General features: G+C 49.7%; 22 protein-coding genes. 15 read left to right on the forward strand and 7 right to left on the reverse strand.

Translation table 11 applies throughout. From position 1 onward, the window contains the following. Positions 1–4 precede the first annotated feature (4 nt). The 3 genes from J7619_RS13630 (at position 5) to J7619_RS13640 (ending at position 4,577) form a co-directional block, all read left to right on the forward strand. Positions 5–439, forward strand: a complete 435-nt coding sequence (locus J7619_RS13630) for a cytochrome c maturation protein CcmE (protein ID WP_291199061.1) — start codon at positions 5–7, stop codon at positions 437–439. Further along, a complete protein-coding gene (gene ccsA, locus J7619_RS13635; protein WP_291199063.1) occupies positions 436–3,036 on the forward strand; it encodes a cytochrome c biogenesis protein CcsA in 2,601 nt (866 codons plus the stop codon). The genes J7619_RS13630 and ccsA overlap by 4 nt, the downstream gene beginning before the upstream one ends. A 161-nt stretch (positions 3,037–3,197) precedes the next feature. After that, positions 3,198–4,577: an NAD(P)/FAD-dependent oxidoreductase gene (locus tag J7619_RS13640; protein ID WP_291199065.1), complete on the forward strand. Its 1,380-nt coding sequence runs from the start codon at positions 3,198–3,200 to the stop codon at positions 4,575–4,577. Here J7619_RS13640 and J7619_RS13645 read toward each other — a convergent pair. Further along, a complete protein-coding gene (locus J7619_RS13645; RefSeq protein ID WP_291199067.1) occupies positions 4,574–7,126 on the reverse strand; it encodes a TonB-dependent receptor in 2,553 nt (850 codons plus the stop codon). The two genes, J7619_RS13640 and J7619_RS13645, sit on opposite strands and share 4 nt — an antisense overlap. 233 nt (positions 7,127–7,359) lie before the next feature. Here J7619_RS13645 and J7619_RS13650 point away from each other — a divergent pair, with 233 nt between their 5' ends. Then, positions 7,360–7,659, forward strand: coding sequence for a DUF3817 domain-containing protein (locus tag J7619_RS13650; protein WP_291199069.1), 300 nt, complete (start codon positions 7,360–7,362; stop codon positions 7,657–7,659). 42 nt (positions 7,660–7,701) lie between these two features. Further along, positions 7,702–9,879, forward strand: a complete 2,178-nt coding sequence (locus J7619_RS13655) for a DUF5916 domain-containing protein (protein WP_291199071.1) — start codon at positions 7,702–7,704, stop codon at positions 9,877–9,879. Here the strand turns inward: J7619_RS13655 and J7619_RS13660 are convergent. Together J7619_RS13660 and J7619_RS13665 are read right to left on the reverse strand one after the other, a co-directional pair. Continuing rightward, positions 9,876–11,288, reverse strand: a complete 1,413-nt coding sequence (locus tag J7619_RS13660; protein WP_291199073.1) for a leucine-rich repeat domain-containing protein — start codon at positions 11,286–11,288, stop codon at positions 9,876–9,878. The two genes, J7619_RS13655 and J7619_RS13660, sit on opposite strands and share 4 nt — an antisense overlap. Before the next feature lie 213 nt (positions 11,289–11,501). Beyond that, a complete protein-coding gene (locus tag J7619_RS13665) occupies positions 11,502–12,476 on the reverse strand; it encodes a polyprenyl synthetase family protein (protein WP_291199075.1) in 975 nt (324 codons plus the stop codon). 243 nt (positions 12,477–12,719) lie between these two features. Here J7619_RS13665 and J7619_RS13670 point away from each other — a divergent pair, with 243 nt between their 5' ends. Both J7619_RS13670 and J7619_RS13675 read left to right on the forward strand, forming a co-directional pair. Then, complete coding sequence (locus tag J7619_RS13670) at positions 12,720–13,730, forward strand: patatin-like phospholipase family protein (RefSeq protein ID WP_291199077.1); 1,011 nt, start codon at positions 12,720–12,722, stop codon at positions 13,728–13,730. Positions 13,731–13,750: 20 nt separating this feature from the next. Continuing rightward, a complete protein-coding gene (locus J7619_RS13675; RefSeq protein ID WP_291199079.1) occupies positions 13,751–14,641 on the forward strand; it encodes a glycerophosphodiester phosphodiesterase family protein in 891 nt (296 codons plus the stop codon). Between the two features lie 175 nt (positions 14,642–14,816). Here the strand turns inward: J7619_RS13675 and J7619_RS13680 are convergent, their stop codons facing one another. Further along, positions 14,817–18,176, reverse strand: coding sequence for a carboxypeptidase regulatory-like domain-containing protein (locus J7619_RS13680; protein ID WP_291199081.1), 3,360 nt, complete (start codon positions 18,174–18,176; stop codon positions 14,817–14,819). 490 nt (positions 18,177–18,666) lie between these two features. Between J7619_RS13680 and J7619_RS13685 the strand changes: the two genes are divergently transcribed. Further along, complete coding sequence (locus J7619_RS13685; RefSeq protein WP_291199082.1) at positions 18,667–19,443, forward strand: alpha/beta fold hydrolase; 777 nt, start codon at positions 18,667–18,669, stop codon at positions 19,441–19,443. Here J7619_RS13685 and J7619_RS13690 read toward each other — a convergent pair. Beyond that, positions 19,436–19,867 carry a hypothetical protein gene (locus tag J7619_RS13690; RefSeq protein ID WP_291199084.1) on the reverse strand — a complete coding sequence of 144 codons (432 nt, stop codon included), beginning with the start codon at positions 19,865–19,867 and terminating at the stop codon, positions 19,436–19,438. The genes J7619_RS13685 and J7619_RS13690 overlap by 8 nt on opposite strands. A gap of 80 nt (positions 19,868–19,947) precedes the next feature. Here J7619_RS13690 and J7619_RS13695 point away from each other — a divergent pair, with 80 nt between their 5' ends. The 5 genes from J7619_RS13695 to J7619_RS13715 all read left to right on the forward strand — a co-directional run bounded on the left by J7619_RS13695 (position 19,948) and on the right by J7619_RS13715 (position 23,971). Beyond that, the gene (locus J7619_RS13695) at positions 19,948–20,652 is read left to right on the forward strand and encodes an SAM-dependent methyltransferase (RefSeq protein ID WP_291199086.1); all 705 of its coding nucleotides are present in this window, start codon (positions 19,948–19,950) and stop codon (positions 20,650–20,652) included. A 90-nt stretch (positions 20,653–20,742) separates the two neighbouring features. Beyond that, positions 20,743–21,435, forward strand: a complete 693-nt coding sequence (locus J7619_RS13700) for a hypothetical protein (protein ID WP_291199088.1) — start codon at positions 20,743–20,745, stop codon at positions 21,433–21,435. A 50-nt stretch (positions 21,436–21,485) separates the two neighbouring features. Next, positions 21,486–22,124 carry an MBL fold metallo-hydrolase gene (locus J7619_RS13705; protein ID WP_291199090.1) on the forward strand — a complete coding sequence of 213 codons (639 nt, stop codon included), beginning with the start codon at positions 21,486–21,488 and terminating at the stop codon, positions 22,122–22,124. A gap of 5 nt (positions 22,125–22,129) precedes the next feature. Continuing rightward, on the forward strand, positions 22,130–22,834 hold the full coding sequence (gene pssA / locus J7619_RS13710) for a CDP-diacylglycerol--serine O-phosphatidyltransferase (protein ID WP_291199092.1): 705 nt from the start codon (positions 22,130–22,132) through the stop codon (positions 22,832–22,834). Between the two features lie 135 nt (positions 22,835–22,969). Then, positions 22,970–23,971, forward strand: coding sequence for a 3-oxoacyl-ACP synthase III family protein (locus J7619_RS13715; protein ID WP_291199095.1), 1,002 nt, complete (start codon positions 22,970–22,972; stop codon positions 23,969–23,971). Between the two features lie 9 nt (positions 23,972–23,980). Here J7619_RS13715 and J7619_RS13720 read toward each other — a convergent pair whose 3' ends face one another. Continuing rightward, positions 23,981–24,340, reverse strand: coding sequence for a CoA-binding protein (locus J7619_RS13720; protein WP_291199097.1), 360 nt, complete (start codon positions 24,338–24,340; stop codon positions 23,981–23,983). A gap of 174 nt (positions 24,341–24,514) precedes the next feature. Between J7619_RS13720 and J7619_RS13725 the strand changes: the two genes are divergently transcribed. After that, a complete protein-coding gene (locus J7619_RS13725) occupies positions 24,515–25,087 on the forward strand; it encodes an NUMOD4 domain-containing protein (RefSeq protein WP_291199099.1) in 573 nt (190 codons plus the stop codon). Between the two features lie 9 nt (positions 25,088–25,096). Here J7619_RS13725 and J7619_RS13730 read toward each other — a convergent pair whose 3' ends face one another. Further along, complete coding sequence (locus J7619_RS13730; protein WP_291199101.1) at positions 25,097–25,396, reverse strand: iron-sulfur cluster assembly accessory protein; 300 nt, start codon at positions 25,394–25,396, stop codon at positions 25,097–25,099. Between the two features lie 143 nt (positions 25,397–25,539). On the opposite strand from J7619_RS13730, the gene J7619_RS13735 reads away from it, so the two are divergent. Continuing rightward, entirely contained in the window at positions 25,540–26,058 is a 519-nt protein-coding gene (locus J7619_RS13735; RefSeq protein ID WP_291199103.1) for a hypothetical protein, read from the forward strand. Positions 26,059–26,137 lie beyond the last annotated feature (79 nt).

A 26,137-nucleotide genomic window follows, 5' to 3' on the forward strand; every position in this document is an offset into this window, starting at 1 on the left:
CCCTATGAAAAAGATACAGATATTCGGATTAGTGATCATCGCGGTTGCAATTGGTATTATCGTTTCAACTGCCGGCGATGCAAGTACTTATGTCGATTTTACCAAAGCCAAAGAAATGGCTGCGGATGGCGACAATGAGAGCATTCACGTAGTAGGCAAGCTCAAAAAAGATGCCGCAGGCCAGATCCTGGAAATGGAATACCGCCCGGAAATCGACCCTAACCTGTTCGTTTTCACATTGGTAGACAACAACAATGTGGAACAGAAAGTGGTCTACAAAAACACCAAACCGCAGGATTTCGACAAATCCGAACAAGTCGTAGTAGTCGGCAAAATGCATGACGGCTCGTTTTCGGCCGAAAAAATCCTCATGAAATGCCCGTCGAAATACGAAAACGGTAAAATGGAAACCACGGAACATACTGCAAAACAATCATGATTCACAGTACGATCGGAAGTGCAGGGCACCTGCTGGTTATAGTCGCGTTTGTAACGGCCATTCTGGCGACCTTCGCTTATTTTAAGGCGGGTATCGCGGGCGGTACCGTAGAAGAGACGCAAACCTGGAAACGGTTTGCGCGCGGCGTTTTCTGGGTCCACCTGGCCGCGGTGATCGGTGTGGTGTTCTCGCTTTACTGGATCATTGGTAACCACTATTTCGAATACCATTACGCGTGGAAAAACTCCTCGCTATCCCTCCCGACGGGGTACACGATTTCCAGCTTCTGGCAGGACCAGGAAGGTAGCTTCCTGCTCTGGATCTTCTGGAACGTGGTGCTCGGTGCGACGCTGATCTTCACCAACCGCTCGTGGGAAGCTCCCGTAATGACCGTTTTTGCATTGGTGCAGGCATTCCTCACCTCGATGATCCTCGGTGTGGTAATCCCAGGCCTCGATCTTAAAATCGGTTCAACGCCGTTCCTTTTGCTCAAAGAGGTCATGCCCGATCTGCCGGTGTACAAAATGGATCCGAATTTCATCCCGAAAGACGGTAACGGCCTTAACCCCTTGTTGCAGAACTACTGGATGGTAATCCACCCTCCTACCCTGTTCCTCGGCTTTGCGAGTACACTCATTCCGTTCTCATTTGCGATCGCAGGTCTTTGGACCAAACGCATTCAGGACTGGATACGGCCTGCATTGCCATGGTCGCTGTTCTCAGCGCTGGTTTTGGGTGTGGGTATTCTCATGGGTGCTTACTGGGCTTACGAAACGCTCAACTTCGGTAGCTACTGGAACTGGGACCCTGTTGAAAACTCGTCGTTTGTACCCTGGCTGGTATTAGTCGCGGCCGTGCACGTGATGATCATCGGCAGAAGGAATGCAACCGCATTGAAAACGTCGTTCATTCTCACGATTGCGACCTTCATACTCGTCCTTTATTCGACATTCATGACACGGTCCGGCGTACTGGGGAATGCATCCGTACACTCGTTCACCGACCTGGGCCTTTCCGGTCAGTTGCTGATTTACCTTTTCACTTTTATGATCGTTTCGATCGGCTTGCTGGTTTACCGCTGGAAATCGCTGCCGAGCGACGAAGAAGAGGTTTCGACCTACTCGCAGGAATTCTGGATTTTCATCGGTGCGACGGTACTCTGCCTTTCGGGCTTCCAGATCATCGCTACCACTTCCATTCCGGTTTATAACAAAATCGCCGAAGCATTCGGTACCGTGCTGAACATGGCACTACCTGCCGACCAGGTAGCGCATTACAACAAATTCCAGCTTTGGTTCTTTGCATTAATCATCATTCTAACCGGCGTTGGCCAGTATTTCTGGTGGAAAAAAACCGGCAAAGGCAAATTACAGGCATTGTACAATCCGCTATTGGTCGCATTGCTGATCAGCGCGGCGGTGATTACGTTCAAACAGGTCCGCGACATTCAATACATCGCATTGCTGACAACCTCGATATTCGCGATTGTTGCCAATGGCAATATCCTGTTGAACATTATCCGTGGTAACTACAACCTGTCGGGCGGTGCCATCACGCACATTGGCGTGGCACTGATGCTGATCGGTATTTTGTTCTCGTCGGCCTACACCAAAGTCGTTTCGATCAATAATTCCGGTCTGATGATTTCCCGTAGCGAGGAATTCACAGCTAACGACAATAAGGAGAACAAGGAAAACATTACCCTGTGGCTTAACAAGCCCGAAAAAATGGGCGATTACATGCTCACCTGGCGCGACGTGCGCGTGGAGCCACGCCATATCCCAGGTTACATTCCGAAGAGCTGGGTCGATATTGTGGAAGGTGACTTTCACGCCGTGGCTTTGCGCGATATCGAGGTAAACGGCCAGAAGTACAACAAAAAGGGTGATACTCTTGAAATTTTCCCTGAAAACTTCTATTACGAGATCGAATACCGCGAGCCTTCCGGCAAGATATTCACATTGTTCCCGCGCGTACAGATCAACCCGCGCATGGGCGGAATCGTGTCATCGCCGGACATTCAGCGTAAAGTCGACAAGGATTTGTACACCTACGTATCAATGGTGACCAACCCTACCGCCGAGCCAGTTTGGAGCCAGAGTGAGAATTTTACGATTAACCTCCGCGACACATTCTTCGTGAACGACTACGTGGCCATCCTCGACAACGTCGTGCGTACCGAAGAAGTGGAAGGTATCAAGCTCGGCCCGGGCGATGCGGCGGTGAAAGCGATCATCCGTGTGCTCGATAAAGACAAGGAATTTGTGGTGACGCCGTCCTTCGTGATCCGCGACCGCATGGTGGCACGCAAGCCGGAAGTAAGCGACGAGCTGGGCATGCGCATTCAATTCAACGAAATCAATCCGCAAACGGGCCAGTTCACATTCAGTGTAAACACTACCCAACGTGACTTCATCGTCATGAAAGCGACGGAAAAGCCGTTGATCAATATCCTATGGTTGGGTACGTTCGTGCTGGTAATTGGTTTTGTAATGGCTACTATTCGCCGGTTCAGGGATTTTGTAAAAATGAGAAACAAGGAAAACGCAGCGACGGAGCCTAAGGCGAAAGTGAAGCCCAAAGTACAAACCGCGTAAGCGATTCATTTGAAATACATTACAAACCGGTCCGGGCCATCAAAGCCGGACCGGTTTTCTTTTAATACCAGAAACTAAGTAAACCAGCCTCTCACTAAAGGTTTATTTGAGTTGCGTATATAGGTGAGTAATTTGAGGTACTCAATCGACCTCATTACATCATGGACAAGCCGCAACAGACCTCCCGGCGTGAATTTTTGCGCCAATCCGCCCTGCTCGCAGGTGCCTCTCTCATTTCAACCCGCTCTTTCGGAAACATTTACATTGGCAAACAAACCCGCGTGCTCGTGATCGGCGCCGGTTTTGCCGGCCTGGCCGCTGCTTACGCGCTGAAACAAAGGAATGTGGACGTCATCGTACTCGAAGCCCGCAACCGCATCGGCGGCAGAGTATTCTCCCACACCATTGATCCAAAGGAAAATCTCGTGGTAGAGCTCGGCGCTGAATGGGTAGGCAACTCGCACGAGCGCGTGCGTGCGTTGTGCGACCAGTTTAAAATACCACTGCTGAACAATCAGTTCGACACCCATCTGATTTACCAGAACCAATACACCAAGGCCAATGCGTGGGATTTCTCCGATAACTGGAAAGCCAAAATGAAGACCCTGCTCGAAGGCTATAAAAAACTGGACGAGAAGCAGAAAGTCCAACTCGACAGCATCGATTGGTGGCGCTACCTGGTCAACAATGGCTGTGAAGGCAAAGACCTTGTCTTCCGGGAACTGCTCGACAGCACGGATTTCGGCGAAAGTATCCGGCATGTATCGGCTTACATCGCGTTGGCCACATTCTCGGAAAGCAGCGAAAAGAATGAAATGGACTTGAAAATGCAGGGGGGAAATACCATGCTTGCCAGAAAATTTGCGGAAGGAATCGGCAGCGAACACGTGCTGACCGGCCATGCCGTGAAACGCATTGAACAGAAAGATACGGTGAAAGTAACCTGTGAAAACGGCCAGACTTTCGAAGCCGACAAGCTCATTTGCGCCATTCCGACATTTGCCATCCGGAACATTCAATGGGAACCAGGGTTGCCGTCCGAGAAAGTACAGGCCATAAACGAGCTGCAATATGCCCGGATCAACAAGAATGCGATTTTGTTCAAAAAGCGCTTCTGGAAAGATGAGAGCTTCGACCTCATTACCGACCAGACACCGCACTACTTTTACCACGCCACCAAAAACCAACCGTCGCAAAAGGGCGTACTCATATCCTACTCGATCGGGGAAAAGGCCGAACTGATTTCCGCACAAAACGACGAATGGAAGAAACAAATGCTGGGGCAAACGCTGAACCCGTATTTCCCCAAGGCTCAAAAACTCATCGAATCGCAAGCCAATTATTACTGGGGAACCGATAAGATCTCGCAAGGCGCATACGCAATGTACGGCCTCAACCAATGGTACACCACCCGTCCCGCACTGCAAAAGCCCTTCCTGCATACCTCTTTCGCCGGCGAACACCTCGCCGACTGGCAAGGGTTCATGGAAGGCGCGGTGGTCACCGGCGAAATGGCAGCAGCCGAGATACTGGCGGTTTAGAACCGTAACCCCAGCCGGGTAAAGAAAAACGCCCCGTTACTTCCCATCTGCACAGGGTCCCAGGCCCCGCCCGATTCGGTCAGGGCGGGCTGGAACTTGTTGGGGTAAATGTTCAGGATATTGCTGCCACCGACGGACAACGACACGTTTTTGGTGAATTTGTAATTCAAAGTAAGGTCTGTCTGGATCTTGGGACTGTATGTATCGATCTTATAGTCCCAATTCGCCAGCTTGATTTCTCCGAAACGGATAAACCGCAGCATTGCGCTGAACTTGCTCACGGAGTAGTCGAAGGTAAGATTGATTTTTGAGGGCGGCGCCGATGCGAGCACGAAATGGCGCTCGCGTTCGTCGAAATAAATATCCTCCTTACCGGCCAGTTTGGGCACAGTATTGACCGGCCCCAGTTTCATCCAGTTGAAGTTGGCCGCCACCGTTGTGCTAAGCCTTCCCGCGCCCAGCGCCGCCGAATGTGCCACGATCACGTCCAATCCCTTGGTTGTGGAGTATTCCAATGCATTGGTAAAGAATTGCGCCTTCCCTACCCTCAGCGCCTTCAGCAGATCGCCGATATCCTCATCATCATCGCTGAACTGGCCGGTAAGTACCACGCGGTCTTTAACCTTCACATAATATCCGTCGACAGTTAGCGAAAGCCCTGCTGCCGGCGTGAAGGTGATCCCGAGACTGCCGTTCAGGGATGTTTCCTGTTTCAACTTGGGAATGCCTAATGCCTGCGTTACAGCGCTGTTGTTATTTGCCAGCAGCACTTCCACCGGCTGACCGTTCACGAAATTGGTAAATGTCGAATTGAAATATTTCTGGGCCAGCGACGGCGCACGGAAACCGGTACTCACCGATCCACGCAGCGCAAATGCATCTGTTACTTTGTAGCGCAAGCCCAGCTTGCCATTTAAAGTACTCCCAAAATCACTATATCGTTCGAAACGGCCTGCGACATCCACGAGAAACTGCTTGGTAACATCTCCTTCCAGGTCGACGTACACGCCCACATTCGTACGGCTGCGGTTGGTCACATCGGCCGGGCTGTAACCAGGGAACCCCTGCGAGCCACCTGCGTATTGAGGATCGTAGTTGCGATAGGAAGCCTCTTCTCCCGCGAAGATTTTGTAACGTTCCTTGCGAAACTCCGCACCGAAAGCAACGTTCAGGCCTTGCATGAAGGTTTTATAATACCGGCTGACATTGAGGTTGACCACATTTTGCGCGAGCTGGAAACCGCCCGCGTCAAAAGAAGTCTGCGAGCGCTCTCCGATGGACCTGTTGAGTGAGTTTTTTACGCCAAAATGAAACTTGTTGAAACCATAGGTATTGCTCAAATCAATGTCCCACGATTTCCAGACTCCGCGAATACCCGCTGCTACCGAACGGTCCTTGATCTCGCTGGTAATGATCGGGTCAAAGCCATTCGGGTAAATGGAAGGGATATTCCGGTCGTCGTCCGCGAAACGCGTCCATGCGTACGCGTCGCCCTTGCGCTCGTTGAGCCCACCGAAGCTGTAAACCTGAAAGTTACTGCCCACCGGTATCTTCGCATTGTAGTACACCGCCGCATTGCGGATTTCCGGGTCGCCATACTGGCGCCTGGCGAGGTCCGATTCACTGGTTACGGTGTTGGCACGATTGGTATGGTCTCGGGAATTGTAGTCGGCTGTCACGTTGAGAAATCCCTTTTTCGCGATTTTCACCCCGTAGTTTGCATTGATATTGTAGTTCAACCCATCGAACTTTTTATCATCAAAACGATATTTCGCCTTGAACATCCCCGCATTCGCATTCACCGCCAGCTGGTTGGTCGTTTCCTTCAAAACAATGTTGATCACTCCCGCAATCGCATCCGAGCCGTATTGTGCCGCCGCACCGTCACGCAATATCTCAATACGCTCGATGGCGGCAGCCGGGATTGCATTCAGGTCGGTGCCGGTATTCCCTCTCCCGCGTGACCCGAAAAGGTTCACCAATGCGGATTGATGCCGGCGTTTGCCGTTAATCAGTACCAACGTCTGGTCTGGCCCCAGCCCGCGCAGCGAGGCTGGATCGACGTGGTCGGCTCCGTCGGAGCCCGTCTGGCGGTTGGAGTTAAAAGACGGTGCCGCGAACTGCAAAAGCTGGTTCACATCAAGCTGGCCTTGCTTGGTCGTTACCTCGCGGATGTCGATCACATCCACGGGCGCGGGCGTGTCGGCCGAAGAACGATTCAGGTTCCGTGATCCGACCACCGTCACCTGATTCAGTACCGTAGCGTCGGCAAGCGCAAAATCCTGGTTGGCAGTGCCGTTCAACTCCCTTTCTAATTTGTTGTAACCCACGTAGGTTACTACGAGCGTCGCATTATTATAGCCCACTGTAAGGCTGTATGCGCCGCTTCCGTCGGTAACCGTGCCATTTCCGGTGCCCTTTTCCAGAACGGAAGCGCCAATCAGCGGATCCCCTTTTTCATCGGTAACCTTCCCGGTCACTTTCAGGCCCTGCGCATAACAATAACAGGAGAGGAACACGAAAAGCCATGTTTGGTAGATTAGTTTCATAATATTGAAATAAGGTGCTTATATTAACAATAATGCAATTATTAGCCTTAAAACAAATATTATTCAGAATAAAATTTTATAAAAATATCTTTTTACAAAATTTATTGAAACTATCAGTTACATAAACCCAAAATGTAATATTTCCGGGCAAAAGCTTTTTCGAACTTCCTGCGTTTCAAGGAGCTTGATGTGTATCTTTGCCGATAAATTGTATTTCGCTATTCTGATTTCCTATGGTATCCGAACTGATCAAATCGGCATTAGGCCGCCTGCGCATCATTGCATTTCTTGAAGGCATTTCTTTTATCGTACTCCTGGGCGTCGCAATGCCCCTTAAATACTTTGCGGGAATTCCGCAGGCCGTGCGCGTCGCAGGCATGGCTCACGGTGTCCTCTTCATCCTTTTTGTGCTCCTGCTCATCCAGGTTGCCACAGAAAAAAGCTGGTCGTTCAAAAAGTCCGCTTTGTCGTTTCTTTCTTCGCTGGTACCATTCGGGACATTCTATGCAGACTCCCGCTGGTTCAGAAACTGAGTATCCATGAACCTTTTATATTCCTAAACATCCCTTGACCAAGTGCTACGTACCTTTATCCTAACCCCTTTCATTTTCTGTTTCATCATTTTCCAAAGTATTGCCCAGAAACCGAACGAAAACTACCAATACCACATCCATTCCGCCACTTCACCCATCAAAGTCGATGGTGTAGCGGACGATCCTGCGTGGTCGGCAGCCGAAACTGCCAAAGACTTTTTCATGATCACGCCCATGGACACGAGCTTCTCCAAGGCGCTGACGGACGTGAAACTGTGTTATGACAAACACAACCTCTACATCCTGGTCGTCAACTACAAGCCTGTTAATGGTTCGTTGATCGTCGAGTCGCTCAAACGCGATTTTGCATTCGGAAAGAATGACAACTTCCTGCTTTTCATGGACACGTTTGATGATAAGACCAACGGCTTTTCATTCGGTGCCAATGCGGCAGGCGCGCCCTGGGATGGCCAGCAGGGCGACGGCGGTACCGTCGATCTCAGCTGGGACAATAAGTGGGTCAGTTCGGTGAAGAACGAAGACGACAAATGGGTCTGGGAAGCAGCTATTCCGTTTAAAAGTATCCGTTACAAACCCGGCATTACGCGCTGGGGGATCAATTTCAGCCGCCAGGACCTGACGATCTCCGAAAAATCGTCCTGGGCGCCCGTTCCGCGCCAGTTTCCGTCGGCATCGCTCGCATACACGGGCGTACTCGTGTGGGACACGCCTCCACCTACGCCCGGCCCGAACATTTCGGTGATCCCCTACGCAGCGATGCGCATGACCAAGGACCACCAGAACGACCTCCCTACCAAATACAAGCCTACGATCGGAGGTGATGTGAAGATCGGGCTCACACCGTCGCTCAACCTGGATTTAACCGTTAACCCCGATTTCTCGCAGGTGGATGTGGACGTGCAGCAAACCAATCTCGACCGTTTCGAACTATTCTTCCCCGAGCGCCGGCAATTCTTCCTTGAAAACGCCGACCTTTTCGCCAATTTCGGGTACGCTACCATCCGGCCATTCTTCTCGCGGCGCATTGGTCTGGGCGTACCGATCCAGTTTGGCGCGAGAATGAGCGGGAAAATCAATAAAAACTGGCGTATCGGTGTGCTCGATGTGCAAACCGGCGCGAATGACACACTGACGCCCCACAACAATTATGCGGTGTTCGCATTGCAGCGCCAGTTGCTGGCGCGTTCTAATGTGCGGTTCATATTCGTCAACAAGGACGCTACGAATTACATGCTGGAAAGGCATTCGGCCACAAACCGTTACAATCGGAACATCGGTGCGGAATTTAACCTGGCGAGCGCCAAAAACCTCTGGACCGGAAAAGTAATGTTCCTGAAATCGTTCACGCCGGGTAAATCCTCCGACGATTTCACACATGCCGCCGACCTGAAATTCACCAAAGCGAACCTGATATGGCAGTGGCAGCATGAGTATGTAGGGAAGAATTACAATGCGGAAGTAGGTTATGTGCCCAATGCGGTGCGGATGGGTTATTACAAGATCAGCCCCAATGTCGCCTATTTGTTTTTTATCAAACACAACAAGATCATCAGCCACGGACCTAAACTTGTGGACAATACCTATTGGGACAAAAAGTTCGATATGAGCGACCGCGAGTTCATTTTGTCCTATAATATCAACTTCATCAACCGCGCGACAATCGCCCTGTGGGGTTCCAGCAACTACGTGCGACTGCTTCGCCCGTTCGATCCTACCAACCTGGGTGGCTCAACGCTCGCAACCGGTACCGAACACAACTGGAAAGCCGTTGGTTTTGACATTGTTTCGGGGCCGCAAAACCGCTTTACTTACCTCGCATCGGGTATCCTGGGCGGCTATTACCAGAACGGCAAGCGCAACAACCTCAAAGCCGAACTCGGCTATCGCGTACAGCCCTACGTAGCCATCACCATGGCCGGTAACTATAACGACATCCGGCTTCCGGAACCCTGGAAACGCACGCAGCTCTGGCTTGTGGGCCCGCGCGTAGATGTGACATTTACCAACAGCCTGTTTTTCACGACATTCATGCAATACAACAACCAGGCCGACAATATCAACCTGAATGCCCGTTTGCAGTGGCGCTACAAGCCAGCTTCCGATCTTTTTATCGTGTACACAGACAATTACCTGCCCGAGAATTTCAGGGTCAAGAACCGCGCGATCGTTTTGAAATTCACCTATTGGTGGAATCTTTAATAAAACACCTCGATATTCTTCTTTTTGAGCTGGCTCAACTGCTCGCTGTATTTACGCTCGGCATCCTGTCCTAAAAACGGGTTGCCGCGTAAATGCAGTTTGTCGAGCTTGCGGATTTGCAAAAGCTGTATAGGAAACTCCGGGAAGTTGTTCGCAGAAAGATCCAACTCCTCCAAGTTGGTAAATGATGCGAGTTCCGCCGGGAATGTCGTCAGCCAGTTATAACCCAAATCCACGATACGCAGCTTCTTCATACGCGTAATGCGCTCGGGAAGTTTGCTGAGATGATTATGATGGGCGTAAAGCGTATGCACGCTTTTCATCCTGTCGATGCGGCTCGGTAATGCGGTGATCTGATTATGTGAAACCGCCAGATGCGTTAGCTTTTTCAGCTTCGTAATCGATTTCGGCAGGGTTTCGAGTTTATTATAATACAAATCCAGGACTTCCAACCGGCGCATTTTGCGGATTCCCTTGGGCAGCGCTGCCACTTCACCCTTGTAAAAGTTAAGGTCCTTCACGCTTTTCAATTTACTGAAACTGGCATTTGTCAGATCTGTCAGCTGGTTGTTCCCCAGCCACAATGTTTCCAGTCCTTTGCAATTCCTGGCGGCCCGGGGGATGTCGCGGATCAGGTTCTTTTGCACGTTGAGCAGTTGCAGGGATTTGTTTTTACTAATGGTAATGCCGTTTTCACGCAGCACATTTTTGCTCAGGTCGAGGTGCCGGAGCTTCGGCAGCCGTGACATATCCAAATCGATGGTTTCAATATCATTATCCACCAAAAACAACTGTTCGAGATTTGGAAAGCGATATACCACCTCCGGTATCGCGGTGAGCAGACTCTGGCTTAGTCCCAACGATTTGACTCTCAAAGTATCCTTCGTCGCGAGCGCTTCCTCCATTCCATTCACTACGCTGTCCTTTTTTGCCTGCGGCTCTTTGGGCATTTTCGGTTGAAAACTTACAAAATCCGTAATAATGGCTTTGCTTCCGGCAGTCCTGCGAAAAACAATGCGGGTAAGGAGAGGTGCAATTCTGGATTTAATGATCGCAGAAACCGAATCGGCAAGGGCCGGATTAACCTGTTCACGATCCGCCATCCGGAAATTCACATTGCTCACCTCGAATACGAGATAGTCGATCTTGCCATCGGTGTTGAGGTAAAGGGTATTCCAAAAAGTAAGGTCCTTTAATTTCTCTTCGTCGAGAATCTCCTCGTAAATATCCTGAAAGGCCTTCTGAAGACTGTACGGCGTTTCGAACAGCGTACCATCGGGGCGTTTGTAATCCTCGTCGAGGTTATGCCAGAGCTGCTTTGCATTGGTGTCTTTGCGGCTGAGTACCACAGGCTGGGCCGACAGCCCAAGGCCGGCGGCAAGAAGAAAAATAGTGAGAAATATTTTCATGACAGAAAGCATTAAGTGAGCACACAAACATAACTAAAAAGCTAGTTATATTATTATACTTACTTATATATTTTCTGTCAGAAGTTAATGATTGAATGATTGAATGATTGAATGATTGAATGATTGAATGATTGAATGATTGAAATACAAATACCTGAATCAATAAACTATTCAATCATTCAATCATTCGGTCATTCAAAATTAATTCACTCATTACTTACTCCGCTCAATCGTGTATTGAACCAGCTGTTCCAGCGAACGGCGATGCGGCGAGTCGGCGAATTCGTTCAGTAACGTGAGCGCTTCTTTTACATACCGTTCCATCACTTCCTGCGCGTAACGCAATCCGCCCGATTCTTTCACAAATGCAATTACCTCGCTCACCTTGTTGGGCTTGTGGCTTTCGTTACGGATAATGTTGATAATGCGGCGTTTTTCGAGCCAGGATGCGTGGTTGAGGGCATAAATAAGCGGGAGTGTCATTTTCTTCTCCTTGATGTCGATGCCCAGTGGCTTGCCGATCTCGTCCTCGCCGTAGTCGAAAAGGTCGTCTTTGATCTGAAAAGCCATCCCTACTTTTTCGCCAAAAGCATGCATTTTTTCAACTACTTCCTTTGCTGCCCCTACCGAGCTGGCCCCTACCGCACAGCATGAAGCGATCAGCGAAGCGGTTTTCTGTCGGATAATTTCATAATAAACCTCCTCATTGATGTCCAGCCTGCGCGCCTTTTCGATTTGCAGCAGCTCGCCTTCGCTGAGCTCCCGAACGGCGGTAGAAACAATTTTCAGGATTTTGAACTCTTCGTGGTCGACCGAAAGCAATAACCCGCGTGACAGGAGGTAATCGCCTACCAGTACGGCGATCTTGTTTTTCCATAATGCATTGACAGAGAAGAATCCGCGACGGTAATTCGAATCGTCCACCACGTCATCGTGCACGAGGGTAGCGGTATGCAACAGCTCGATCATGGCACCGCCACGATACGTCGATTCGGCAATATCACCACAAACTCCCGCAGACAGGAACACGAACATCGGGCGCAGCTGTTTGCCCTTCCGCCTCACGATGTAGTTCATGATCTGGTCCAAAAGCATTACTTCGCTTTTCATAAACTGGCGAAACTTCTGCTCGAAAGCTTTCATTTCATCCGCAATAGGAGCCTGGATATCCTTTATTGAAAGGGTCATATTCATGTACGAGGGCTAAAAGGTCCCTCCTGATAATAAAAGGACGCGAACAGGGGCATGAGATTATGAATATGTTCGTTTAACCCTCTGAACTCTGATCTTCAAATTTGGAATAAAATCTTCTGTTTACATCAATTTTAAACCGAAAATGTTTAGAATTGGACAAAGGCAAAGCGGCCTGAAACGCCCGAAAGCCGACGGCGTAAGGCCGAAGTACAAACTAAACCACGTAAACCAGTCGATATGAAAGCACTCGTTCTCGGCGGCGGATCCATGAAAGGAGCATTTCAGGTAGGTGTAATCCAGGCAATCCTGGAAAACGGCTTCGAGCCTGAAATGGTCTACGGAATTTCCGTAGGCTCACTGAACGCCACCTTCCTGGCGAATGAAACCGGCAAGCAAATGGCCGAAAATAAGAAGATAGACTGGCCACTCGCAGGCCGCAAGCTGCTCGAATTCTGGATCAAGAATATCACCCAACCACAGGATATTTCTACGCTGCGCTCCCGGGTCATGCTGGGGATGAACACGCTCATGAGCCGCTTCGATGGCATTGTTGACCCATCGCCACTGCACCAGCTTATCCGTAAGCACCTCAACGACGATTACCTCCGCGATACACCCATTAAAGTAAAGGCCGGGGCCGTGAATATCGAAACCGGGGAAATGAAATACGTTTCTACCCAGGACCCGCATTATGTGGATTTTGTGTATGCCAGTTCGTCGATACCCATGCTGATGCCGGCTGTGGAGATCAACGGCCAGCTTTACCTCGACGGCGGCTTGCGGGAGGTCGCCCCCATACGCGAGGCCATCGAGGACGGCGCGACGGAGATTATCCTCATTGGCTGCCATTCTCCCCTGCTCTACCAGCCGGAAGGCATTAACACGCGCAACCTGATCACTTTGATCGAGCGCGTCAGGGATATTACCGTGAACCAGATCGTGAACAACAATATTCAATGGGCCGAGTCGTACGTCGACCGTTCAAACCTGCGGGGCAAGCCCATGAAACTGACGGTGGTAAGGCCGCTGACACCGCTCTTCCTAGACCTGCAGCACTTCAATTCGGAAGACATTTCCCGGCTGATCATCGAAGGCTACCGCGCAGGTGTGGAATCGATTTTGAAGGCTGAAAAAGGAGGAGATTCCGCCATCACGGATCCGGCTATCAACGGCTCGGCCATTCGCGACGCAGCCGTCCGCGATGCAGCCGTCCGCGACTCGTCCAGGCGGGGCCCCGTCCACACCTAATCAAACCATGTAAATCCATCATGAGAAACCACACACGACAGGTCTTTGCGGCATTGCTGCTGGCCGTACTTTCACAAACTACCTACGGCCAATCGGGAGAATGCCAGTTCAAAGACGCCGATGCGCTGAAAAGTTACCTGAAACCCGGCAAGCGTACCACGCCATTGATTATGGCACATCAGGGCGGCACGGAAGACGGCTACCCGGGCAACAGCATGGCCACCTTCGAGCGGACGTATTCCAAAGTCCCTTGCGTGCTGCTGGAAATCGACGTCCGTGCTACCGCCGACAGCCTGCTGGTGATCTCGCACGACGATGACCTCGCATTAAAAACCAATGGGAAAGGCTTGCTGAGCAAAAAGAAGTGGAAAGAAGTCAGCAAACTGAGGTTAAAAGATCCCTATGGTTCCATGACGGAACACCCCATCCCCACATTTCAGGAGGTATTGAACTGGTCGGCCGGCAAAAATTTCGTGCTGATTATCGATAAAAAGCCTGAAACGAGCATTACCCAAACCATTAAAATGCTGCAAGGAACCGGGAACCTCTACAAATCCGTATTGATCTGCTATTCATTAAAAGAAGCACAGTTGGCGCACCAACTGGCCCCTCAGCTTATGCTCGCGGTCGGATTCAATAGTCCTGACCACATCGATGCCGTCGAACAATCGGGACTACCATTGGAGCAGCTTGTTGCGCTCACCCCTCGGGAATTGCAGGAAGGGGCATTTTACCAACGCATTCACGACCTGAACGTCACCTCTTCGCTCGGCACCAATGGCAATATTGACACGCTGCAAGTCGCAGAATCGAGGCCATTGTATCAAAAGATCCGGGATTCAGGCGGGCCGGATATTATTTGTACTGACAATCCGATCCTTGTGCAGAGCATTTTTTATAAGAAGGATTGAGGATTGAAGGGAGGAAGAGTAAGATGTCAGTCTGAGCGGACGGGGCCGCCCGGCGGTCGAAGACAGTCAGTACGGAGCCGTCCCACATGCCCTTCGACTGCGCTCAGGGTGACATTCTACAAAAAAACGAGCCCGCATTACCGCGGGCTCGTTGCTGTCAGAAGGCTTGCTATTCTTAGTTAAAGATATAACGGATACCCAACTGCGCCTGCCACACGTCGTTAATCGTTCTCGATTTCACGAATGCATCACGCACCAGTATCGTTTCGCCATTCACCACCTGCGTACCCATGCGGTAGGTAGGCACACCTTCTTTGGTTACGCTGGCGAAGTTAAGCGGGTTAGACTGCGTACTGTTGGACGAAGCCGTCACCTGGTTAGCTACACCCCATTTGTCGTTGATCATGTTTCCTACGTTGAAGATATCGGCACGCAGACGGATAATGTTCTTCTTGTCTTTCTTGCCCACCTTCACGTAGAAGTCCTGCTCCACGGTGATATCAAAACGGGTCAACCAAGGATAAGCACCACCATTACGCTCTGCATATTTGCCTTTCCTTTCTTTCAGATAAGGATGGTTGTCGATGTATTTCTGGAATGCCTCTGTCTGCTGCTCTGGTGAGAATGTGTAAGTTTTGCCGTTCGCAGTAGTAGTCAAAGTCTGGAAAGTAATGTCGGTCGCTTTGTTCGGAACAAAGATCAGGTCGTTGTTCTGACCATCGCCATTCATATCCGTAGAGCTGATGTAAGAGATTTTAGTACCGCTTGAAGATACACCACCCAATGTTACCATCGTAGCACCACCGAATTTACCACCATACTCTTTACGGTAAGAAACATAACCTACAAAGCGGTGACGAACGTCGTTACCCGAGTAAGCCAGGTCGAGGTAGTTCAGACCATTAACCCCCGGAACGTTGCCTTCTACGGTAGAAGAAACCGACGCGATGTCCTTAGCCATACCGTAAGTATAACCTACCATTCCACCGAAGCCGCGAGTAGCAGGTTTTTCGAGTTTACCGGTCAAAGAGTAAGAGTAACCTTTGTTGGTGTTGGTCAACACGTACGTGTTTGAAACCTGACTTGAAATCAGACGCGCTGCCGTTGCCGCACCACCGCTAAGACCGGAAGCCGGGAAACGGTCGCGGGTATCAGGACCTGTAAACTGCGCATTCGGTGCTTTCAGGTTTACGTCGATGTAGCGGAGCGAGTTGTAATTTTTGTTAAAAATACCTTCAACAGTAGCTACTATACCCCAGCCCAATTGCTGGTCGATACCGATGTTGCTCTTCCAGATTTGCGGGAATTTCAGGTCTTCATCCGATGCGTTCACCTGGTAGCCACTAAGCGGCTTGGTGTCTTTAGGGTCGGGGTTGTAGCGCGATGGGTCGAGTGTAAAAGGATATGCGGTAGTATTGGCTCCCGCAACCGTTGCGGAGTTCACCCCGTTATTACCCAACTGATTCGAGATCAACACGTAAGGAATTCGGGAAAGGAACAAACCGGTTCCACCGCGTACCTGCGTGGTACGGTCGCCTTTTACATCCCAGTTGAAACCTACGCGTGGAGAAAGGTAAATGCGTGATTTTGGAACATTACCTGTATTCACATTGTAAGGGTCACCATTCGGCGATCTGAACACAATGGTATCCACAACAGGGTTATAATACTGCTTGGATGTATTTGGCATATTAATCAAATCAGCGCGGAGACCAGCGGTAAGCTTGAAGTTAGGCGTAGCCTGGAATTCATCCTGCGCGTACAAGCTGAAAGTCTGTGTTTTGAATGTCTGCCACGGAGCAGCACCGCCCGGAAGCAATGAATAACGGTAGTTGAAACGAACTACGGTATCAGGAGCGGTTGTCAGGTTAGGATTGGCAAGGTATGCATTAGCTGCATTCTTGAAATCCTGGATCGATTTGAACACCCAAACGCCGTTTGAAGTCGGGAAAAACAGGTTGTTCGACTTGAAGTGCTCGTATGACGCACCCACTGTGAAAGTGTGTTTTCCTGCGAAGTAAGTCAGGTTGTCGGTAATGTTGAAAGTCGCGTAATCCAGACGGTTGTTAGGCGTAAATGGATCGGAACCGATGGTAGTATAGGTAGATCCGTCTTTCTGGATTTCGATCGTCGGGAAGATCGGCGCTTTGTATTTACGGTCTTCGATCTGCTTGTTGTAAGTAGCGATCAGGTTGTTGGCAAATTTACCGCCGAAGTTCGAATTCAATTCCGCTACGAATGAACGGGTATTGTCCTGGATAATATAGCCTGTATTCTGGGGAGAGATTGCCAAAGACGAGTTGGTACGGTTACCGAAACCTGCGGTATTAGAGCTGCTGGACTGACTGATCAATACGTCCGAATCCGAATCGTGGTGCGAGTAACGCAATGTCAACTTATGCTTGTCGCTGATGTTGTAGTCGATACGGCCGAGGAATTTCTTGCTGGTGTTCTCGTTGTTGAAGCCGTCCAAGGCACCCACGTCATACTGGAATTTCTCTTTCATGAACGACGCGAGATCCTGCATATCCGCCAATGTAGTACGTGAAATGTTGCCACCGGATCCCTGGCCGCGGTTAAGCACGTAGTCGAGCGCCGGACTGGAACGTTTTACGAATTCACCATTCACAAAGAAGAACAATTTGTTCTTGATGATCGGGCCGCCCAGACGGAAACCAGTTGTTTTTTCATTGAACTTAGCAACTGTAATGTCGCTGCCATCGATTTTCTTTCCTGCCAGGCTCTTGTTTTTGAAGAAATGGAATGCCGAACCTGAGAATTCGTTGGTACCTGAGCGCGTTACCGCGTTGATACCCGCACCCGCGAAGCCCGACTGACGTACGTCGTAAGGGGCGATGTTGATCTGTACTTCTTCGATCGCATCGAGAGAAATCGCCGTAGAGCCCGTACGACCACCCGCTTGCGCCTCGTTACCGAGACCGAAACCGTTGTTGAACACCGAACCGTCGATCGTGAAGTTGTTGTAACGGCTATCCTGCCCGCCGAAAGAGCGGCCGTTGCTGTAAGCATTGTACTTGGTAATGTCGTTCAGCGTACGTCCGAGTGTAGGCAGGCTCGTGATCAGACCTTTGTTGAAAGTGGTAGCGGCACCGGTACGGTCGGAGCTGAAAATATCGCTTCCTGCACCGGTGACAATCACTTCCGCGAGGTCGGTGGAACCGTCTTTCAATTCGAAATTGACGTTGGCCGCCGTACCGAGGTTAGCAAAAATGTTTTCCTGAGATTGTTCATTAAAACCCACGAAAGAAACAGTCACTTTGTAAGGTCCACCGACGCGCACCGCGGGTATCGTGTAAAGCCCCTGCTCGTTGGTTACCGAGCCGTATTTTGTTCCCGATGGTTCGTGTATCGCGACGACCGTGGCGCCCGGAAGCACCTCGCCCTTGCCGTCTGCAACACGTCCCGTAATTGCTGATGAAGTAACCTGAGCTTGCGCCGTCGGTCCAAATAGAGAGAATAGAAATGCGGTAACCGCGAGGCACACCGCCCGGAAGAGTAAACTTTTCCCGTTCATAAATTTGGTGATTTGGTTTGTAAGAATACTAGCGGATTCATTCAAGGAGGATGAATAATTGATGCAAAATAATAGCTTTTTACATTCACAAACAAAAGGCTAAATCCTACTAAAATGCAATACTAGTCTTCGTAACTGACTGATCTATTGAAATAATGCAGATTCGTGCACCAATACTTCAATATTTTTTATTTTATCAAATCATTAACAAATTCCGAGAAGGGCCAAAGGCTTTTGAAGAGCAGATTGGAGGCAGAAAAAAAGATTTTTTATCTATCAGGCCAGCAATTATTGTACCAGGTCGTAACCGGTGTTTAACAAATTGTTAAATTTTAGAAAGCCGGGATTTTTTTCCTTCCCGGAAATACTTACAACCTTTGCGTGGTTATTGGCTTTCGGCAGTCGGCTTTCGGCTTTCGGCTTTCGGCTGGTTGAAATAAATAGCTGACAGCTGACTGCCGACAGCCGAAGTATTACATTGAACTAAACTATGCAACTCAATTTCAAACAAATAGGGGAAACAGGCGAGCCGCTGGTTATCCTTCACGGTGTTTTCGGTTTTCTCGACAACTGGCTTACCATTGGGAAAACGCTTTCGGAACAAGGTTACCGCGTTTACCTGGTCGACCAGCGCAACCACGGACGCTCTCCGCACGAAGGCCCATTGAACTTCCCGACGCTTGCGGCCGACTTGAAGGAGTTTCTGGAACAACAACATATCGAATCCCCGATCCTGATCGGCCATTCGATGGGTGGAAAAACAGTGATGGAGTATGCGGTGACCTATCCGGATACCTTCGAGGCCCTCGTGGTCGTCGACATCGGCCCCAAGGTCTACCCTATTCACCATACTAAAATCCTGAAAGGCCTGAATGCCATTCCCATTGATGAAATAGAAAACCGAAACCAGGCCGATGAACTACTGAGTGAATACGAGCCGCTGCTGGGCGTGCGGCAGTTTTTGCTGAAAAACCTTTACAGAAAGGAAGACGGCGGATTCGCATGGCGCTTCAACCTGCCATTGCTCACAACCGACATGGCCAATGTGGGCGCACAGATTAAATCCGACCATCCGGTCGAAACGCCGACGTTGTTTATGCGGGGAAGCAATTCTAATTATATACTGGATGAAGATCTGGAAGGCATTCTCGACCTATTTCCGAATGCACAACTGAAAACGATCGAGGGAGCAGGGCACTGGGTGCAGGCGGAACAGCCGAAAGCGTTTGTCAGCACCCTGCTGGAATTTCTGAATACGGCTATCTGACGTATTTCATCCTGGGCGAGTTGCACGTAGCTATAATAAGCTGATCATCGCTTATCGATATCTCCCAGGTGGGACAGGTAATGCAGTTCAGCAGTTCGCACTGTGGGTTATTGGGTAACGCAATTTGCGGTTTTACATCGACAAGGGTACCATTGATGATCATCGTGGCAGGTGCGCAGCACCGGGGCGTGCCGTCGGCATTGAGCACCACACCGTCGATACGAAATATCAACGAATCGGATTTGGCTGCGTCAATTGGCTCCCAGGTACTTTTGTTATCGAGCGAAGACCTTTCAACTTCGACAGAATGCCAAATACCTGACACCGTCGCGAATGAATAATTGGGCGAAAGGTCGTTGAAACTATCCTTTTTACAAGACAATAACCACACCAGGACCAAGGGTATGTATAATAGTCTTTTCATACTTATTAAATAATTTTATTTACTCCGTAGATTCACAATCAGGACTTTTGGTTGGAAAGCATTGAAAAAATGAGACACCTATGAACGATTCCGGGATTTCCCTGTACTTAATCCCCACAATACTGGCAGAAGGCACCCAAAACGACGTCCTCTCACCACAGATCAAAGAGGCCGTGCAGCATCTGGATGTTTTCTTCGTGGAGAATATCCGAACGGCCCGGCGCTTCATCAGCAGTCTGAAACTAGGCAAAGTGATCGATGAGCTAACGTTTATCGAGCTGAACAAGGATACGCCCGAAACGGAAACAGTTGCATCGCTGCGAAGCCTTTCAAAAAGTGCCGGCATCATATCGGAAGCGGGTTGCCCCGGCGTCGCCGACCCGGGTGCGGTGGCAGTGCGCATGGCACATGAACTGGGGATACGCGTGGTGCCATTGGTAGGACCATCGTCCATCCTGTTGGCTCTAATGGCCTCCGGAATGAGCGGGCAGTCGTTCGCGTTTCACGGTTACCTGCCGATCGATAAAGTGCAGCGTAAAAAAGCATTGCAAAACCTCGAGAGAAATGCAAGGCAATATCAGCAGACGCAGATATTCATGGAAACGCCTTTCCGTAACAACCAGTTGCTGGAAGCCGTGATAGAAGCATGCTCGCCTGACCTGACATTATGCATTGCCGCTAATGTCACTGCACCAGACGAGCTGATCAAGACCATGCCCGTCAGAAAATGGAAGGCACAAAAGCCTGATTTGCATAAAATTCCGGCTATTTTTCTCGTCGGATAGGCTTTTGGTGAACGCTGTCTTAATTTTACCAGTTACAACGCGGAAAGATATTTCCGGGTCTTTCGTTCTCTTTGCAAACTGTTATCCATTTTGAAAAAATATATTCTGATAACCGTCCTGGCCGCTGCCGGATTGTGGGGCTGTAATGAAGACAGTCTCGACGCGAGCATTACCGTCGACTCCAACTTTCAGACGGGAGATGCGGGCGAGGATGGTTGGATCCCGGGGTATGCAGGATACGCGGCAACCGCCGATTCGAGCCAGCTGGATACCGTCGCCGCTACCGCACTGCTCCCACGCGGCCTCGATACGACACAATATGGTTTCCGAATCCTGTCGAGGTATTCCAAAGGCAATATGTTCAGCTATCTCAAAAAGCGCGTCACCGGATTTAAGCCAGGCAAATCCTATCGAATGACGCTGCAAGTCGATCTGGCATCTAATTACACGGCGGAAGCGGTGGTCGGTAAGGTCGCATTCAAAGCAGGCGTATCCGTGGACGAGCCGTTGACGAAGCTGGTTTCGGGGACCTATACATTCAATCTGGATAAAGGTACCGTGGCGCAACCGGGCAAAGCCGTCCTGCTCAGTGGGAGCATTGCCAGCACCAATTCCAACGCACTATATTACACATTGATAAGCTATTCAAATGACAGCCAACCGATTACCGTAACCGCCAACAGCAACGGCGAGCTATGGTTTTATGCCGGAACCGACTCAGATTATAAGGATACCACCATATTTTACTTCGACCGCATTATAGCACGGTTCAAAGAACTGTAAAGTGTTTTGTAAATTCGCGCCCATTCAATAACCCACATATCCCTACCGGAATGGTACAGGTCCAAACATTTGTATTTAACCCATTTTCTGAAAATACTTATCTCCTATACGACGAGACGGGCGAGGCGATCATCATCGATCCCGGCTGCTACGACCGTTCGGAAGTAAACGAACTCACCGATTTTGTGCAACAACACGGCCTGAAACCTGTGCAGATCGTGAATACCCACGCACACATCGACCACGTATTAGGCGTGGCGGCTCTCAAAAGGAAATATAGCATCCCGTTTGTCCTGCACAAGCTGGATGAACCCCTGTTAAAGGCTGTCAAAACTTATGCCTCCAACTACGGCTTTTCAGCATTTGAAGAGCCCGAGATCGACGGCTTTATCAAAGAGGGCGAAACCATCGAATTTGGCAATACATCCCTGAAAATCATATTCGTGCCTGGCCACGCGCCCGGCCATGTTGCATTGGTCAACGATGCTGCAAAATTCGTCATTGGTGGCGACGTGCTGTTCCGCATGAGCATCGGGCGTACCGACCTCCCTGGTGGTGACCATGCTACATTACTACGGAGCATTCGCGAGCAAATGTTCACCTTGCCGGACGATTATACCGTGTACGCCGGCCATATGGAACCTACCACCATTGGTTTTGAGAAAAGAAACAATCCCTTCTTCCAATAGCTCTTATGATCCGTCGCAACATCCCCAATGCGCTCACCTGCGGCAATTTGCTTTGCGGCTGCATTGGCGTGGTGGAAGCATTCCACAACAACCTGCTGCTTTCCTGTGTGCTCATCGGCGTCGCATTGGTATTCGACTTTCTGGACGGCTTTGTCGCCCGCCTGCTTAAAGTAACCTCCCCTATCGGCCGCGATCTGGATTCACTGGCCGACGTGGTTACCTTCGGCGTACTGCCTTCGATTATCATGTACCAGTTGCTCATGCAAAGTATTCCCGATCTATTCGGCATCTGGAAAGCCTATCCTGCCTTCATCATTGCCATTTTCTCGGCAATCCGCCTGGCCAAGTTTAACAACGACCCGCGGCAATCCGATTCCTTCATAGGCGTACCCACACCCGCGAACGCAATGCTGATCGCATCGTTGCCATTGATTGTTCATACGGAGAGCGAAGTCTGGAAAAACATTATTATTAATACCAATAACTTACTCATCCTGAGCGTAGTAATGTCGTATGCGCTGGTCATGGAGCTCCCGTTGATTGCGCTGAAATTCAAGAATTTCGGATGGCAGGGCAATGAGGCTCGCTTCATCCTGATCGGTGTCACAATCGTTTTGCTTGCAACGTTGAAATTCCTGGCTATCCCGGCAATACTGATCGTTTACGTACTACTTTCCATCGCGGCTAACCTTAGGAAAAAGCAGGCCTAATTGGTACGGAAGACTTTTTTTTGCATTTTTGCAGTCTTTCCGGCAACGTATGTTGCTTATTATTATCATTTTAGCATTAAATACCGTTCTGTTCTGCCTTTAACCCTCAGCAGTTTTTGAACCGTCCCCACTAGCATGGCATTCTCCCGCATTACAGGCTTAGGCTTTTACGTTCCTGACAATATCATCACCAACGACGACCTCACCCAGTGGATGGAAACTTCCGATGAATGGATCCGCGAGCGGACCGGCATTCAGGAACGTCGTTATTTCGAGTACGGGAAAGACACCAATTACAGCATGGCTGCCGCGGCGTCACGGCAAGCGCTCGAAAGGGCCGGTCTTACGCCTGATGACATAGACGTGATCGTGTACGCTACCATTACCCCCGATTACTTTTTCCCGGGCTCCGCATTTCTGATGCAGCGCGAACTGGGCATGGACGGCAAACCGGTGATCGACATCCGCGAGCAATGTTCGGGATTTGTGTATGCGCTTTCCATTGCCGACCAGTTCATCAAATCCGGCATGTACAAGACGGCGCTCGTGGTAGGTTCGGAAATTCAGTCCTCGTGGATCGACAAGAGTACGGCGGGACGTAATACGGCGGTAATTTTTGGGGACGGGGCCGGAGCAGCGGTGGTTTCCGCCACGGACGATCCCCAACATTGTATATTATCTACACACCTCCATGCCGACGGCCGGTTTGCCGAGGAGCTCTTTGTAAAAGATCCGGGCAGCAGCCGCGAAGGTCGTCCGGTGAGCCAGGAGGTGATCGAAGGTGGTGGACACAACGTTTATATGAACGGTAATGCCGTTTTCAAACACGCGATCGTGCGCTTTGGCGAGGTAATCCAGGAGGCCTTGGAGGCTAATGGCTATACGGCAGGTGATATTGATCTGCTCGTTCCGCACCAGGCAAATATCCGGATCAGCGACTACGTCCGGCAGCAGCTCGGCCTCTCCGAATCACAGGTTATCAATAACTTACAACGTTTCGGAAATACCACGGCCGCCTCCATTCCTATCGCTCTGACGGAAGCCTGGGAGACCGGAAAAGTGAAAGAAGGCGACCTGGTTTGTCTTGCAGCGTTCGGAAGTGGATTTACCTGGGCATCAGCGCTGATCAGGTGGTAAGTCGCCAGACTAGAATTGTCCGGTCGACAGCATTACCAAAGTGCATCCCTCTATTGGTATGATATTTTTATCAATTAAAATATCCTTAAATTCAGGATTCTCTGTACCAGGGTTGAAGATAACGCGTTTAGGATTTAGAGAAACGATGTAATCGTAGTATTCAGGTTGGTGGCTCGGATTGATATACAGCGTGACGGTATCTACATCTTTCCAGTCAGTTTTGTCTGTGTTGATTTCCTCTCCTAATGCAAAACCTTTCCTGCGTCCGATGAGTAAAATGGGATGACCATGGTGCCTGAGTTTCTGTGCTGCCAGGTAAGCGTATCTGGAAGGATTGGAAGTCGCTCCTATAATGAGTGTACGTTTCATGCCAAATCAATTTAATAAACAAACAGGGCTGCAAAACGGCATTACCGTCGCGGCATTCGCAGCAGCCACACACACTTTCGAAACACCAAAAGATCGTTCCCGATTCCCGCAAGGGGTTAGGAGGCATGATCAACTGTACAACGTTAAGAAACTATAATAATAGCTTTTATCAAAATGAATGAATCAAATGTAAGCCGGAGCTTCTGGAACGAAAAGTGGGCAAAAATTATATTCGACGAGATCGAGAACGCTCCCCATTACGAAGTATCCAACTATGGCAGATTGAAAAGTTTTCAGAACAACCCTAAGGAAGGTGTTGTAATCAAAGGATCTGTCATTCAAGGATATAGATCATTAAACATCCGCGTAGCAGGCGGCAAGACGATCAACCGCTACGTACACAAGCTTGTAGCTGAGCATTTCGTGGAAAAACCGGACGCGGACCATAACTTCGTGATCCACCTGGATTTCGATAAGCAGAATAACCACTACGAAAATCTGAAATGGGTTACGAAGGCGGAAATGATCGACCATAATCGTGAAAACCCTGCGTTCATTAACCGGGTGATTCCGCGCCGCACCAAAAATTACAAGCTGACGGAAAGCAAAGTGCGAATCATCAAAAAGCTTTTGAAAAACGATAACAACCGTTTGAAAATGATCGCGAAGCAGTTTGGGATTACGCATACCCAGCTCAACCGTATCCGCTCAGGAGAGAACTGGAAGCATGTAACCGTTGAAGATTGATCAAAATACTTATTTGAGTTTTTCAGCGGCAGAAACCGTATAACCGCTGCCGTTCGCCCCCTCCTCAAAGTCGACCGATACGCCGATCACGTACATCAGATGGCGTCTGTCTATGAGTACCTTAATTCCCTCGATAAGGTATGTCTGGTCATGCTCTGTGGCTGTGTCGAACCCAAGCAGAAAAGATCCGCTGCACGCACCCCCTCTTAACCCTACCCGGAGTCCGTAGGTATCCGGAATTTTATTGGCTTCCAGTGTCGTCCTGATTTCCTGCCTTGCTGCTTCGGTTAGTTGAATCGGGTTATCCATTCCTGCTCATTATTCTTGATTGCGATAAACCAGTTAACGCAAACTGCCGCCGTTCCATTCGCGTTTTGAAATAAATATCTGCCAAATGCGGCTAATCCTTTAATTTTGTGCCTCATTTTGGCATAAAATTACAATTTCACAACATGGAATATATCTGGATATTGGCAATTCTGGCACTCGGCGTTATCGTGACATTTGGCATGTACCTCACCATTACGACTGTCGCCAACAAGATATTTGAGAAACAGCGCTGGGATATCCGCAGCAAAAACATCGAAGTCACATTGCCGCTGCGTTTGCAGGCGTATGAGCGTATGTGCCTGTTCCTGGAACGTATTACCCCTAATAACCTGTTACTTCGACTGGTACCTTCGGCGATCAGCGCGCTGGAACTCCAGCAGATCATCCTGCACGAAATCAGAGAGGAATACAACCACAATGTGGCCCAACAGCTCTACGTGAGTACCCATGCCTGGGAACAGATCGTGAACGCGATGAACGAAACTGTGGCGATTGTGAACCAGGCTGCGGCAGAAGTCAGCGCCGACGCCCCGGCCGCAGACCTGGCCAAGAAAGTTTTTTCACACGTAATCGAGAAGGAAGTCCAGCCGTCGACGCATGCGTTGAAGGTGCTTAAAGAGGAGATACGAAACGTGTTTTAGAACAGCAGTCGGCTATCGGCTATCGGCAGTCGGCTGCTTAGAGTTCAAAATTTACATCATTAACAATGCTGACGGCCGA

It is taken from the genome of Dyadobacter sp., assembly GCF_017744695.1.
Lineage (GTDB): Bacteria > Bacteroidota > Bacteroidia > Cytophagales > Spirosomataceae > Dyadobacter.